The sequence below is a fragment of the Paraburkholderia sacchari genome (assembly GCF_000785435.2).
Classification (GTDB): Bacteria; Pseudomonadota; Gammaproteobacteria; order Burkholderiales; family Burkholderiaceae; genus Paraburkholderia; species Paraburkholderia sacchari.
In genome coordinates, this window is sequence record NZ_JTDB02000009.1 from 137,272 (window position 1) to 150,664 (window position 13,393).

Genomic DNA, 13,393 nt, shown 5'->3' on the forward strand with positions numbered 1-13,393 from the left:
GAAGGAGACAACACAATGAGCCAGCTCAACACGCAAACCCAGCCTCAGTCGGTGCAGCCGGTGCCGGTCACGATCCTCACGGGCTTTCTCGGCTCGGGCAAGACCACGCTGCTGAACTACATCCTGACCGAGCGCCACGGCTACCGGATCGCCGTGATCGAGAACGAGTTCGGCGAAGTCGACGTCGATTCGGAACTCGTGATGACCTCCGACGAGGAAATCTTCCAGGTCACGAACGGCTGCATCTGCTGCACGGTCGACGTGCGCACGGACCTCGTGAAGATCCTGCAGAAGCTGCTCGAGCGCCCGGAGAAGTTCGATCACATTCTGGTCGAGACGAGCGGTCTCGCGGACCCCACGCCGGTGGCCGCTACCTTTTTCATGGATCACGAGGTGGCGCGCCAGGTCGCGCTCGATGGCGTCGTCACGCTGGTCGACGCGCTGCACATCGAGAGCCATCTCGATGATCCGAAGCTGACCGGCTTCGACAATCAGGCCGTCGACCAGATCGTCGCTGCGGACCGCATCATCATGAACAAGACCGATCTGGTGAGCGACGACGCGCTTACCCGGCTCGAAGCGCGGCTGCATCATTTGAACGAAGGCGCGCAGATCCTGCGCTCGAACTACGCGCAAGTCGATCTGACGAAGATTCTCGGTATCGGCGGCTTCACGCCGGGATGCACGAGCCTCGACGATCAGGACCACGAACATGATCACGAAGGCCATGCGCACGACCACGATCATGACCACGTTTGCGATTCGAGCTGCGATCACGCCCATGATCATCACGACGCAGATCACGATCACGGTCATCGGCACGATCCGTCGGTGAACTCGGTGTCGCTCGTGTTCGACCGGCCGTTCGATCGCGAGCGGCTCGAATCGGGCTTGCGCGCGCTGCTCGCCGTCCAGGGCGACGACATGTTCCGTATGAAAGGCATCTTCGAGATCGCCGACGATTCGCGCCGCCACGTCGTGCAGGCCGTGCACCGTCAACTCGACTTGCATGCGGCCGAGCCGTGGGCTAACGAGGCGCGCGAAAGCAAGATCGTGTTCATCGGCCGCAACCTCGATCGTCAGCGGCTGCGCGTGATGGTCGATCTGTGCACATGGCGCGAGCCCATTTGCGTGCCGGCCTGATCTCATCACCTTTAATTGACTGGCGTCGGGCGCTGTTGAATTTCGCCCGATGCCGCGGAGCATTGATCCAATGACAAAACGAATTCATCTCGGCATGTTGACACCGTCGTCGAACACGGTGCTCGAACCGCTTACCAGCGCCATGGTCGCCGGACTACCCGGCGTCAGCGCGCATTTTTCGCGCTTTCCGGTGACGGAGATTTCGCTCGGCGCGCGCGCGACCGGCCAGTTCGAGTTCGACAAGATCGTCGACGCGGCGCGTCTGCTCGCCGATGCGCGCGTCGACGTGATCGCCTGGAGCGGCACCTCGGCGGGCTGGCTCGGCTTCGACGGCGACCGCGAATTGTGCCGGCGCATCACCGAGGCCACCGGCGTGCCGGCGACCACCTCGGTGCTCGCGCTCAACGAGATTCTCGAGCGCACCGGCGCGCGCCGCTTCGGCCTTGCCACGCCGTATCTCGACGACGTGCAGCGCAAGATCGTCGATAACTACGCGCGGCACGACTTCGAGTGCGTGGCCGAGCAGCATCTCGGGTTGCAGGTGAACTACAGTTTCGCCGAAGTGACCGACGAGCAGATCCGCACGGCGGTGCGGGAGGTCGCGCGCGCGAAGCCGCAAGCCATCACGACGTTCTGCACGAACCTGCGCGCTGCGCCGCTGGTTGAAGCGCTGGAGGCCGAGACCGGCATTCCCATCTACGACACGGTGGCGACGGCGGTATGGAAGTCGCTGCGGATGGTGGGCGTGGACACGCGCGAGGTGCGCGGTTGGGGCCGGCTGTTCCAGGACGTGGTTTGAGTTTTCACCGCGTTTTGGTGCAACTATTTATGCAACTTTGCGCACAACGCCCGGCATGCCGGGCATTGCTGCGTTGATAGCGGTTCATTCCCGCGAAGCCGTCGATTGCCCGGCAAGGCGCGATTTCCCCGCGCTTTGCGCGCCGATCCACACGAGCAGGGCGGTGCCCGCAAGCGCGCCGCCCGCCGCGCAGACGCCAAGCCAGCCCTCGGCCGCATACGCGGCGCCCGCTGCGCTCGAACCCACCGCGCCGCCCAGGAAGTAGCTCGCCAGATACGCGGTCATGATGCGGCTGCGCGCGTCGGCATCGATTTCGAAAATCACGCTCTGGTTCGCGATATGCAGCCCCTGCACGCCCACGTCGAGCAAAAGCGTGCCGGCGATGAGCAGCGGCAGCGAAGCGCCGCCGCCCGCGAGCAGCGCGAACGAGATCAGCAGCGTCGCGGCGAACGCGCCGGTTGCCTTATTCTCGTGGCCGAGGTCGATGAGCCTGCCGGCCGGATGCGCGGCAAGCGCGCCAATCACGCCGACGATGCCGAACAGCCCGATCTGCGCATCGTCGTATCCATAGGGCGCGTGGCTCAGCACGAAGGTGAGCCCGGTCCACACCACGCTGAAGCACGCGAATGCGAGCGCACCATAAATCGAGCGCAGCACGAGCAGCGGCTCGCGGCGCATCAGATGCGCAAGCGACGCGAGCAGGCGCGCGTAGCGCACGGGCGTAATGGACGTAGCGGACGTAGCGGACGTAACCGCCTGCGTGTTTCTGGGCAGCATGATGGCGAGCACCACGGCGATGGCGATGCTCGCCGCCACCGAAATCGCAAAGATCGCGCGCCAGCCCGCCCAGTACGCGACGTAGCCCGCCACGATGCGCGCGAGCAGCACGCCGAGCAGCAGCCCGCTCATCACCACGCCGACTGCGCGCCCGCGCGAGGCCGGGTCGGCGAGCGACGCCGCCATCGGGATCAGGATCTGCGTGGAGCACGACGTGAAGCCAACCAGCACGCATCCGGCGGCGAAAGTCGCATAGTTCGGGCTGCAAACGATCAGGCCGAGCGCGGCGATGTTCGCAGCGAGCAGCCGCAGCACGAGCGCGCGGCGGTCGACCACGTCGCCGAGCGGGACGATCAGCACGAAGCCGGCGGCGTAGCCGAGCTGCGTGAGCGTGACCAGATAGCCGAGATCGGCGACCGGGCGGCCGAACGCGGCTGCGATCGTCGCGAGCAGCGGCTGAGCGTAATAAACGTTGGCGACGATCACGCCGCAGGCGATGGCGAACAGCGCCGCCATCCCACGCGTGAGGCCGGAATTATTTTTCATCGAGTTCACCCTGCGAAACACGACCGCCCCGGCGCATTGCCGGGGCGGCGCGCGCATCGTGCGGCTCACCCGATAGTAGGGAATCGGTTTCGATATGTTAAATATGGATTTAATAGATTATCCATATGTAAAACGTATGGATTGCCCGTGCTCCGGCGCCGACGCGTCCGCCGACGAGGAACGGAATATGCTCGTCCTTGTGCAGGGTTACAGAGGAGAAGAGGGGCGCATGACAAGCCAATACACGAATCCGCCGCGCGGGCTGGGCTTGCGGCTCGCGACGGTCTGCGTGGCTGCGGCGATGGCGTTCGCGGCGCCGGGCGTGCGCGCGCAGACCCAGGCCTATACGAGCGAGCCCGTCGATTTGTTTGCTGGCCCCTCCGACGCCTACCCGGTAGTGAGCGAGCTCGGCCCCAACGTGCCGGTCACCGTGATGGGCTGCGTGAGCGACTACTCGTGGTGCGACGTCGCGCTGCCCGGACTGCGTGGCTGGGTCTATGCGGAATATCTCAGCTATCCGTATCAAGGCGCTTACGTGCCGCTAACCGGCTATGGCGCGGCCATCGGCTTGCCTATCGTCACGTTTTCCGTGGGGGCGTACTGGGGCAGCTTTTATCGCGACCGGCCCTGGTATGGCGACCGCGATCGCTGGACGCATGCGCCGCCACCGGTGCGTGGGCGTCCGCCGGAGCCGCAGCGGTTTCACGGCGGGCCGCCGGGCGGCGAAGGGCGGCCGCCGCCACCGCCGCCGCCGGGAGGCGCTCGTCCGCCGGTGAATGGCGCTCCGCCGCCGCGCGCGGGGCGTCCGCCTGAACCGGCGCGTATGCCCCCCGGCAACGAAGCGCCGTCCGTTCATGGCCGGCCGCCCGAGAGCGGCGGCCCGCCCGTCGCAGCGCCGCGTCCGCCGGGTGAAATGCAGCGCCCGCCTGTGGAGGGTGCGCGACCGCCGGGTGAAATGCAGCGTCCGCCTGTGGAGGGTGCGCGGCCGCCTGTCGAGTCGCCGCGCCCGCCCGCGCAGGCGGTCAATCCATCGCGCCCGCCCATGCCGCAACCGAATATGGGCCGTCCGCCCGCGCCGGCACCAGCGCAGGGGCCGGGGCCAGGACCGGCGCCCGCGTTCACTCATGCGCCCGGCCAGCCGCCTGGCGGTGCGCGCCCGCCGGAGCCGCCGGCCGAGCGCGGCCGTCCCGAGGCGCCGCAACAAGGCGCTCATCCGTCCAATCAGGGCGCTGGCAGGGGCGACCAGCGGCAGCAGTACTGACCGCTTCCGTATGAGCAAGCGAGGGCGCCTCCAATGGGCGCCCTTATCTCGTTACATTCGACTAATTGGTTTGGATTCCATATAAATGGCGGTCGGCATGCCAGTTGTTGACACTGCGCAACGATAAGTCGCGGCCGAAATAGCGCACTTGAACTGACCGATAGCCGTTTCCCGCCGATTTAACAATCCCTGACAGTAGCTTTGCGAGCTTCCCGCCACAATAGCTTGTAGTGGCGCGTCCTGGTATGGACCGCGCCGGTAACGGCGTGCGGCTCACGCACGCGAGGACTGGAAATTCGGCTACGGGGGCTGGCGCGGTCGGGACATGGCGACGCGCCGGCAGTGAGGAAATCAGAGCGGACCCGAGTTCGCCGGATAACGCTGGAAAACAGCGCCTGGAAGTACCAGGAGTGGCGATGGCAGCGGGAAACGCCATGGTGTGATCGGCTGCGGTCTTGGGCGGGTGTCGGGCGGTGATGCCCGCTTGTGCGTGACGCGCCGGTCCGGCGGCGCTTGCGCCGGCGGTCCGAGTCCGGGGGGGAAGGACGCCGGAGACCTCGCAGTGCGCGGCCCGAGGCTGTCGCCACTCGTTTTTCATTTACGAAGTCCCGCGTTCACGCGTGCGCCGTTTGCGTCGCGCGCAGGGCCGATCCGGCGGGTCCGGAGCCTGTCTGCTACTCGAGGGGTTTCATGTTTTTTCGTTCCGGCAGCATGCGGTTCCTGCCGGGTTCGCGGGTCAACGGTTCGGGCCGCAACCGCGACCTCGATCGCATCGAACTCGATCTCGCCCGCGACCGGCACGCGGGCGATGCGGACGAGACGAACGCGGTCGGCGAGGTCGGCCGTAAAGGATGAGCGGCGCGAGGTGGGCCGGGCGGGGGCGCAAGGCCGCGCGGCGTTCAATCGGGGGCGTTTTCGTCTACCATGAGCGAAAACTGGTTCCCGATCTCTTTCAGGCACACTGCTGCGGGGTGCGCGCCCATTCGTTTCGAGACGCGGCGAGAGTGGCGCCCTGGCTGTGCGGCGCAAGCGGCGCGGCAAGGGGTTGGGGATGACGGCCGGGCCTCGCCGGGCCGGCCTATCCCGGGAACATGAATAACGACACTGGGTGCAGGACATTATGAGAATCGCAGTACTCGACGACGATCCGGCACAGACCGATTTCGTCTGCCAGACGCTGAGCGCGGCTGGCCACGTCTGCCACGCGTTCGCCAAGGGAGGCGAACTCGTCAAGCAGCTCCGGCGGCAAACCTTCGACTTGCTCGTGCTCGACTGGAACGTGCCCGATATGGCCGGCGACGAGGTTCTGCACTGGGTCCGCCAAAGCCTGTCCACGCGCTTGCCCGTGCTGTTCATGACGAGCCGCAGCCGCGAAGTCGACATCGCGCTGATGCTCAACAGCGGCGCCGACGACTACGTGGTCAAGCCGGTCTCCGCGCCGGTCCTGCTCGCGCGCGTGGCGTCGCTGCTGCGCCGCGCGTATCAGCTGCATGCGCCAACGCAGAAAGAAGTCTTTGGCGATTACGAATTCGATCTGAAGTCGCGCCAGGCGTCGGTCAGCGGCAAGCAGGTGGCGCTCACGCAAAAGGAATTCGAGCTTGCGCTGCTGCTGTTCCAGCATCTGAGCCGGCCGCTGTCGCGCGCGCACATTCTCGACGTGATCTGGAAGCAGTCCGACGACATCCCGTCGCGCACCATGGATACGCACGTCTCCATGCTGCGCTCGAAGCTTGGCTTGCGTCCCGAAAACGGCTATCGCCTCACGCCGATCTACGGCTACGGTTACCGGCTCGAGCGCATCGAGGGGGATACGGCGTGAGGGGCGCTTATTCGGCGTTTTTCACTCTTTACTGCGTCATGCCCGGGCGCGTGACGCTGTCCGTCGCACTGTCCGGACCCGCTCCTGCCGGTTCTGCCGCTCTTGCCGATCCGGCAGCCGTCCCGCGCAGCACCCGTCGCGCACCCGCGCGTTCGCCGCTGGCCCGCGCGGCGGCTTGTGCGCTGGCGTTGGGACTGCTGCCCGCCGCAGGCCGCGCCGAAGCCCGCAAGCCGAACCCGCAGGCGATGGAGATGGCGGTCTACGTCACGCAGCCCGGCGATTCGCTTTACGACATCGCCACGCGCTATCTGCGTAATCCTGCCGACTGGACCAGGGTCGCGCGCCTGAACCGAGTGAGCGCGCCGCGCCGCCTGCAGCCGGGCACCTCGCTGCGCTTGCCGGTCGCGCTGCTGCGCCAGGATCATCTGACTGCCCGCGTGATCGCCACTTCCGGGCCGGCGAGCCATGCGTTCGGCAAGGAGCCGATGCTGCCGCTCGTCGTCGGCGGCACGCTCGTCGAAGGCGACCGCGTGCAGACCGGCGAGAACGGTTTCGCCACGCTCGAACTCGCCGACGGTTCGCATATCGTCATCCCTCCGGGCGCCTCGCTCGATCTCGCCACGCTGCGCCAGACCGCGCTCACCGGCTCGACCGATCGCGTGGTCAACCTCCATCGCGGCCAGGTGAACACCGAGGTCACCAAGGCCACCCGCAAGGACGACCGCTTCCAGATCCGCTCGCCTTCGGTGGTGGCGGGCGTGCGCGGCACGAGCTTTCGCGTGAATTACGACGGCGACAAAGGCTCGACGGCGGTCGAAGTGATCGAAGGGGCGGTGGGCGTGGACGCGGCGTCGCGCGCCCCGGCCGCGTCGGTCGCGCCCGCGCCGGGCACGCCGCTGGCCGCTTCCACGCAGCTCGTCGTGGCGCGCCACGGCAGCCTCACGCTCGCGGGCGGCGCGGTGGGCGCACCCGTCGCGCTGCTCGACGCGCCCGATCTGCGCAATCCCGGGAAGGTCCAGGACGACGAAACCGTCGCGTTCGATCTCGCGCCCATTACCGGGGCGCACCGCTATCACGTGCAGATCGGCCGCGACGCGGGCCTGCTGGACCTGATTCGCGACACGCGTTCCGATGGGCCGCACGTCGCCATCGGCGCGCTCGACGACGGCACGTACTTCGCGCGTTTTTCCGCCATCGACGAGCACGGTCTGGAAGGCATGCCGTCGACGTATGCGGTCCAGCGCCGGCGCCTCGCGCTGGGCGCCTCGGCTGGGCGCGTCGAAGGCACGCGCGACTACGAGTTCCGCTGGTTCGTCGATCAGCGCAGCGCCGGCAGCACGCGCTTTCGCTTCGTGCTTGCGACCTCGGAGGACCTGCGCGCGCCGCTCGTGGACCGCACCGATATCACGAACGGCGAGGCGGTCGTCACCGACCTGCCCAAGGGCGTCTACTACTGGACCGTGATTGCCGAGCAGTTCGATGGGGGCAAGTACTTCCAGAAGGCCAGCCCGGTACAGTCGTTCCGTCTCGAGTGGTGAGGCGCTCGCGCATGAGCGTGAGCGCACCCCGCCTTTCCCGTCCCGGCCGCCCGGTCGGGCGGCGCTTCCTGTTCGAGTGGATCGGCGTGGCGTGCGCAGGCATCGCCGTCGTGCTGCTGAGCGTGGTGTGGCACTGGACTCTCAGCGCCGATCACCTCGTCTACGACCGCTTTCTCGCAGCCCGCGAGCGGCCCGTTTCCCCCGACATCGTGATCGTCGAGATCGACAACGAGAGCGTTGCCGCGCTGGGGCGCTGGCCCTGGCCGCGCAGCGTGCACGCGCAGCTCGTCGATCGACTTGCAAAGGCGGGCGTAGCCGCCGTGGTCTACGACGTGCTCTTCACCGAGCCATCGCCCGACGACGCGCGCCTGGGCGAGGCGCTGCGCGAGCGTCCCTCGTATCTGCCGGTGCTGCTGTCTCCCGCCAACGAGGCCGACAATGGCCGCCGCGAAGTCGTGAAGCCGGTCGAGCCGCTCGCCCGGGCCGCCGTGGGGCTCGGCCACATCAACCTCGAAGTCGACAACGACGGCATCGTGCGCAGCATCGCGATGTTCGAGGGCGATGCGCGGCAGCGCTGGCCTCAGTTGATGGTGCCGCTCTGGCGCGCCGTGCGCGCCGGCACGCTCGCGCTTCCCGATCACGCGGGCGCGAGCAATGCCGCCACCGCGGCCGCCGACGCCAGGCTCACGCGCCCGGGCGCGCCGGATAGCGAAGCGCGCTTCCTGCTGCCGTTCGGCGCGAATACGCATGCTTACCGCAAGGTGTCGTTCGCACAAGTGCTCGAAGGCCGTGTGCCGCCCGACGTGCTGCGCGGCCGCGTGGCGCTGGTGGGTGTGACCGCATCGGGCTTGTTCGACCGCTTCGCCACGCCGCTCTCGGGCACGCTCGGGCCGGTGCCTGGCGTCTATATCCACGCGCTAACGCTCGACACGCTGCTGTCGGGCACGGCCATCGAACCGGCCTCGCCGATCGCCGTGGTGCTCGCCTCGCTGGTGCCGCTGGCGCTGTTGCTGCACGCATTTCTCGTTCATTCGCCGCTGCGCACGCTGCTGCTGCTGCCGCTGCTGGCGCTGCTCTCGCTGGCCGGCAGCGCCGCGCTGCTCTATTACGCACGCATCTGGCTCGCGCCGGTGCCGGCGATCGTTGCGCTCGCACTCGTTTATCCGCTCTGGAGCTGGCGGCGCCTCGAAATGACGATGGCGTATCTGCGCAAGGAGCTGCGCCAGCTTGCCGACGAACCCTATCTGCTGCCCGAAGCGCCCACGCCGCCGCGCGAATTCGGCGGCGACGTGCTGGCCCAGCAGATGGCGCTGATGGCGCAAGCCGCGCAGCGCCTGCAGGACATGCGCCGCTTCGTCTGGGACAGTCTCGACTCGGTGCCGGAGCCGCTCGTCGTAGCCGACCTGCGCGGCGTGGTGCTGATCGCCAATCACGCGGCGCGCGCCTATTTCACCGACCTGAACGTGGGCGCGGCCGAGGGGCGCGCGATGCCCGAGGTGTTCGGCGATCTCGCGCTCGTGAAGCCCATCGACCCGAACCCCGAGACGCTCGCGTTCGCGCACGCGCACTGGCCCGCGCCGCTCGATCCCGCGCGCGGCGAGTTCGCACAGCTCATGGAGCGGGGCGTGGAAGTGCGCGCGCGCGACGGCAGCGACTACCTGCTGCGCTACGCGCGCTGCACCAATGCGCAGGGGCAGGCGGTGGGCTGGATCGCGGGCCTCGTCGACGTGACCGCGCTGCACGATGCCGAGCGCCAGCGCGAGCACGCGCTGCGCCTCTTGTCGCACGACATGCGCTCGCCTCAGGCGTCGATCGTGGCGCTCGTGGAGACCGAGCGCGAGCGCGGCACGCTGGCAGCCGGGCCGGTGCGCGACGTGATGGACCGCATCGAGCGCTATGCGCGCCGCTCGCTCACGCTCGCCGACGACTTCGTGCAGCTCGCCCGCGCGGAGTCGCAGCAATACGCACTGGAGCCCACCAGCCTGACCGAACTCGCCATCGACGCGAGCGACGAAGTCTGGCCGCAGGCGAGCGCCAAGCACATTCAGATCGAAACCGCGTTTGACGGCGAGCAGATGGGCTGGATCAACGCCGACCGCTCGCTCATGACACGCGCTCTGGTCAATATTCTGAACAACGCGGTGAAATACAGCCCACCCGATACGAGGATTGTCTGTAGTATCGCTGTCGCGGATGGCCAGGCCCCGCGCGTGATCTGCTCGATTCGCGATGAAGGCTACGGCATCCCGCTCGAGGATCAGACCAAGCTGTTCCAGCCGTTCCGGCGCTTTCATGCGGGCCAGCGGCCCGAGGTGAGCGGCGCCGGGCTCGGCATGGCGTTCGTGAAGACGGTGGTGACGCGTCATGGCGGCGAAATCCATGTGGAGAGCGCGCCGGACCAGGGCACGACGGTGACGATGTCGCTGCCCGCGCTCGATAACCCGGCTTGACGGCGTTGTCGCGTGACTGCCCTGGGCACCGCCTGATCGCGCCGAATGCACTCGATGCACCCGTGATGCACCCGTGATGCACCCTGGGCGCCGGAACCGGCTGCCAACGATACCGATGGAGTTCTCCGTGAAAGTCCCGATGACGATCTGCACCTTGTCGATGCTGGGCGCGCTTGCCGGCTGCGCAGGCCCGAGCGCCGATGTGCGGGCAACTGGCGACCTGAGCGCAACCGACCTGGCCACCGCCACGTATCGGCTCGCGCGCACGCCCGCGCAGGCGGAAGCCGACGAGCCGCTGCCTTACGAGGCGCTGCTGCGCGCCGGCCTCGCGCAACGCGGCTTCAAGGAAGGCACGCCCGAGGCGGCGCGCTATATCGTTTCCGCGGCATGGGCCTCGCGGCCCAGCGACGTCAGCGTGGAGACCGGCGGCTCAGGCAATGGGGGCCATTGCGTTGGCGGCTGCGTGCCGTCCGAAGGGCCGTCGTTCCCGTGGTTCGGCAAGCGCTACACGCATACGCTCACGCTGCGTTTTCTCGCGCTGCCGGACGGCCGCGAAGCCTATAAGGTGAGCGCGGTGAAGCGCGACCGCAACGCCGACGCGCAACAGGCGCTGCCGTATCTGGTCGCCGGCGCGCTCGCGCGGCTGCCGTATGCGGGTGCGCCGCAATGGCGCGTGAAGCTAAAGGAGGCCGACCACGCCGCCGCCGGCCAGGCGGGCGCACCGGCCATGCCCGACGTGATCTCCATTAAGCCGCTTGCGCAGTGAGGGAACGCGAGGCTCCGGCTCGCGCACTGGTGTGCGCAATTTTTCCCAGGCCGCGCGCGGGCGCAGCGCACTAAACTGGTTCTCAGGTACCACGGCAAGGGTTGCCGTTGGGGCACAGGACCAGGAGCCAGACATGTTCGATCACGTGGGTCTGCGCGTGCGCGATCTCGCACGCAGCAAGCGGTTTTACGAGGCGGTTTTGACGCCGCTGGGTTGTGGCGTCAGCGTGCAGTACGGCGAAATTACAGGCATCGGCAAACCTGGCATGCCTAAGTTATGGCTCCACACCGTGCCGGCCAGCGACGCCGCTACGGCGCGCGGCGTGCATGTGGCGTTTGCCGCCGCGAGCCGCGCCGAAGTCGACCGCTTTTACGCCGCCGGCATCGCGGCAGGCGGAACGGACAACGGCGCACCGGGCCTGAGGCCCGATTACAGCCCCGACTACTACGGCGCTTTTCTCATCGACCCCGATGGCAATAACGTCGAGGCAGTCACGTTCGGCGCTTGATTGGTGCTTGATGGGCGCTTGATTTGTGCTGAGTCGCGGATGCCGCGCTACGCGGACCCGGTGCGCGCGCTTTCGGCTTGCGGCACGGTTTCGGTCTGCTCGTCCGGCCAGCGGTTTTCATACACGCATTCGCTGAGCGCCCGACGCTCGGCCCACTGCTCGATCTCCAGCATCGGCTTCGGATAGAACTCGGCTACGTGGCCGACGCACAGAATCGCCACGGGCTTGGCGCCGGCGGGCATGTGCAGCAGCGCGCGCACTTCGTCCACGTCGAAGATCGACACCCAGCCCATGCCGAGCCCTTCGGCGCGCGCCGCAAGCCACATGTTCTGGATCGCGCAGGCCACCGAGGCAAGGTCCATCTCCGGCAAGGTGCGGCGGCCGAAGATGTGCGCTTCGCGGCGGTCCATCAGCGCGACCACGAGCAATTCGCCGCATTCGCGCATGCCTTCCACCTTGAGCTTCATGAACTCGTCGCGGCGTTTGCCGAGCGCGTCGGCGGTGGCGAGGCGTTCGCGCTCGACGGTCTCGTGCAACTGCTCGCGCAAGGCCGCGCCGGTGATGCGCACGATGCGCCACGGCTGCATATAGCCTACGCTCGGCGCGTGATGCGCGGCGTCGAGCAGACGCGCGAGCACCGCCGGATCGACGGGGCCGGGCGTGAAGTGCCGCATGTCGCGCCGTTCGTGGATCGCGCGGTAGACCGCCGCGCGTTCGGCTTCGTCAAAGGGCTGTGCCATGAAAAAGTGCGGCCGTGAAGGCCGGTTTGGAGGATGCGCGCTTACCATAGCACACGCATTTCGGCCTTCACGCATGGGCCGCGCCGCACCAGGGGTATAACCGGAGCGCCTGTTTCAGCGCGTGCTGTTGCTCCAGTAGACCACGTCGTCGTGGCGGTCGAACACATAGACTTTCATCGCCATCTGCTCCGCGCTCGTGAGGCTGTCGAGTTCGAGGCCGAGCGTGCATTGCGCGCCGTCTTCCTGTTGCACGTTGCGAATCACCGCGCTGGTTTCGATGGGCGTGTCGAGATCGCCGGAGCGCAGGCTGAAGGCAATACGCAGCCGCTCGCCCACCTGGCCGAGCGCCCATGGCGCGACGAGCGAAAGCCCCAGCGCGCTGATGCCGCGCGCGAGCGCGACACCCTGATAGCCCTCGGCGCCGATGCCGAAGCGCACCGGAAAGCGCGCGTTCACGCGGATCGACTTGCGCTCGCGCAGCAGGCGGATATGGGCGGGCTCCGAGAGCACGAGATAGCCCAGCGGTGCGTGATGGATCGCGTGCAGCGTGCAGACGAAGCGATAGACGGCCTGGCTCGCAATCGCCACGATTTCGACGTTTTCGCCGGGCGTGAGCGCAATCGGGCGGCCATCGGCGTAGGGCAGCGTCGCGAAGATCGACTCGTTCGGCGCAAAGCCGATCAGCTTGCACGGGTGCATCGGCGCGCCGCTGGCGCCTTGTTGCGGACGCAGGCCCATCGACGCGCCAATCGATAGATGCAGGTCGCGCACGGTCAGCGCGACTTCCGGCTCTTGCGGTTTCGCGTGCGCGAATGTGTCCTCGGCCTCGGGCGCTGCATGGTCGCCGCGCCGCGGCGCGAAGTGGCGGAACAGGAAATCGCGCTCCATCTCGCCCACGAGCGTCGCGCCGCGTTCGAGCAGCAGCGTGCCGTCGTGGTCCACGATCGGCCATTCGAGCGGCTGGCCGGCCGGGAGGTCGGCGGGCGTGAGCGAGGCGGCGCCGGGGGCGGTTTCGAGTGTGTCGGTCATCGGCGCGCCTGAGGAGT

General features: G+C 67.8%; 12 protein-coding genes. 9 read left to right on the top strand and 3 right to left on the bottom strand.

All coding sequences use genetic code 11. The annotated features are described in order from the left end of the window. Window positions 1-15 precede the first annotated feature (15 nt). Together NH14_RS26585 and NH14_RS26590 are read left to right on the top strand one after the other, a co-directional pair. Window positions 16-1,143, top strand: a complete 1,128-nt coding sequence (locus NH14_RS26585) for a CobW family GTP-binding protein (protein WP_052148231.1) — start codon at window positions 16-18, stop codon at window positions 1,141-1,143. 70 nt (window positions 1,144-1,213) lie between these two features. Further along, complete coding sequence (locus NH14_RS26590) at window positions 1,214-1,942, top strand: maleate cis-trans isomerase family protein (protein WP_035529740.1); 729 nt, start codon at window positions 1,214-1,216, stop codon at window positions 1,940-1,942. An 84-nt stretch (window positions 1,943-2,026) separates the two neighbouring features. Here the strand turns inward: NH14_RS26590 and NH14_RS26595 are convergent, their stop codons facing one another. Continuing rightward, window positions 2,027-3,274: an MFS transporter gene (locus NH14_RS26595; protein ID WP_407947186.1), complete on the bottom strand. Its 1,248-nt coding sequence runs from the start codon at window positions 3,272-3,274 to the stop codon at window positions 2,027-2,029. Window positions 3,275-3,494: 220 nt separating this feature from the next. Here NH14_RS26595 and NH14_RS26600 point away from each other — a divergent pair, with 220 nt between their 5' ends. From NH14_RS26600 to NH14_RS26630, 7 genes are all read left to right on the top strand, one after another. Further along, window positions 3,495-4,526, top strand: a complete 1,032-nt coding sequence (locus NH14_RS26600) for an SH3 domain-containing protein (protein ID WP_052148230.1) — start codon at window positions 3,495-3,497, stop codon at window positions 4,524-4,526. Window positions 4,527-5,216: 690 nt separating this feature from the next. Then, a complete protein-coding gene (locus tag NH14_RS26605) occupies window positions 5,217-5,381 on the top strand; it encodes a hypothetical protein (protein ID WP_161790860.1) in 165 nt (54 codons plus the stop codon). Window positions 5,382-5,646: 265 nt separating this feature from the next. Then, on the top strand, window positions 5,647-6,345 hold the full coding sequence (locus tag NH14_RS26610) for a response regulator transcription factor (RefSeq protein ID WP_035529738.1): 699 nt from the start codon (window positions 5,647-5,649) through the stop codon (window positions 6,343-6,345). A 38-nt stretch (window positions 6,346-6,383) separates the two neighbouring features. After that, on the top strand, window positions 6,384-7,883 hold the full coding sequence (locus NH14_RS26615; protein WP_084225704.1) for a FecR family protein: 1,500 nt from the start codon (window positions 6,384-6,386) through the stop codon (window positions 7,881-7,883). Between the two features lie 11 nt (window positions 7,884-7,894). Continuing rightward, window positions 7,895-10,333, top strand: a complete 2,439-nt coding sequence (locus tag NH14_RS26620; RefSeq protein ID WP_035529736.1) for a CHASE2 domain-containing protein — start codon at window positions 7,895-7,897, stop codon at window positions 10,331-10,333. Between the two features lie 127 nt (window positions 10,334-10,460). Then, window positions 10,461-11,099 (top strand): DUF4136 domain-containing protein, encoded by a 639-nt coding sequence (locus NH14_RS26625; RefSeq protein WP_161790859.1) that lies wholly within the window; start codon window positions 10,461-10,463, stop codon window positions 11,097-11,099. 133 nt (window positions 11,100-11,232) lie between these two features. Next, entirely contained in the window at window positions 11,233-11,607 is a 375-nt protein-coding gene (locus tag NH14_RS26630) for a VOC family protein (protein WP_035529734.1), read from the top strand. Window positions 11,608-11,654: 47 nt separating this feature from the next. Here NH14_RS26630 and bluB read toward each other — a convergent pair whose 3' ends face one another. Both bluB and NH14_RS26640 read right to left on the bottom strand, forming a co-directional pair. Then, window positions 11,655-12,347: a 5,6-dimethylbenzimidazole synthase gene (bluB, locus tag NH14_RS26635; protein ID WP_035529732.1), complete on the bottom strand. Its 693-nt coding sequence runs from the start codon at window positions 12,345-12,347 to the stop codon at window positions 11,655-11,657. A gap of 114 nt (window positions 12,348-12,461) precedes the next feature. After that, complete coding sequence (locus tag NH14_RS26640) at window positions 12,462-13,376, bottom strand: flagellar brake protein (protein ID WP_035529730.1); 915 nt, start codon at window positions 13,374-13,376, stop codon at window positions 12,462-12,464. Window positions 13,377-13,393 lie beyond the last annotated feature (17 nt).

Bases quoted from the DNA above. Each gene is read 5' to 3' on its own strand.
- NH14_RS26600 (WP_052148230.1), top strand. From the start codon at position 3,495: ATGACAAGCCAATACACGAATCCGCCGCGCGGGCTGGGCTTGCGGCTC.
- NH14_RS26640 (WP_035529730.1), bottom strand. From the start codon at position 13,376: ATGACCGACACACTCGAAACCGCCCCCGGCGCCGCCTCGCTCACGCCC.
- NH14_RS26585 (WP_052148231.1), top strand. From the start codon at position 16: ATGAGCCAGCTCAACACGCAAACCCAGCCTCAGTCGGTGCAGCCGGTG.
- NH14_RS26605 (WP_161790860.1), top strand. From the start codon at position 5,217: ATGTTTTTTCGTTCCGGCAGCATGCGGTTCCTGCCGGGTTCGCGGGTC.
- NH14_RS26630 (WP_035529734.1), top strand. From the start codon at position 11,233: ATGTTCGATCACGTGGGTCTGCGCGTGCGCGATCTCGCACGCAGCAAG.
- NH14_RS26615 (WP_084225704.1), top strand. From the start codon at position 6,384: ATGCCCGGGCGCGTGACGCTGTCCGTCGCACTGTCCGGACCCGCTCCT.
- bluB (WP_035529732.1), bottom strand. From the start codon at position 12,347: ATGGCACAGCCCTTTGACGAAGCCGAACGCGCGGCGGTCTACCGCGCG.
- NH14_RS26620 (WP_035529736.1), top strand. From the start codon at position 7,895: ATGAGCGTGAGCGCACCCCGCCTTTCCCGTCCCGGCCGCCCGGTCGGG.
- NH14_RS26590 (WP_035529740.1), top strand. From the start codon at position 1,214: ATGACAAAACGAATTCATCTCGGCATGTTGACACCGTCGTCGAACACG.
- NH14_RS26610 (WP_035529738.1), top strand. From the start codon at position 5,647: ATGAGAATCGCAGTACTCGACGACGATCCGGCACAGACCGATTTCGTC.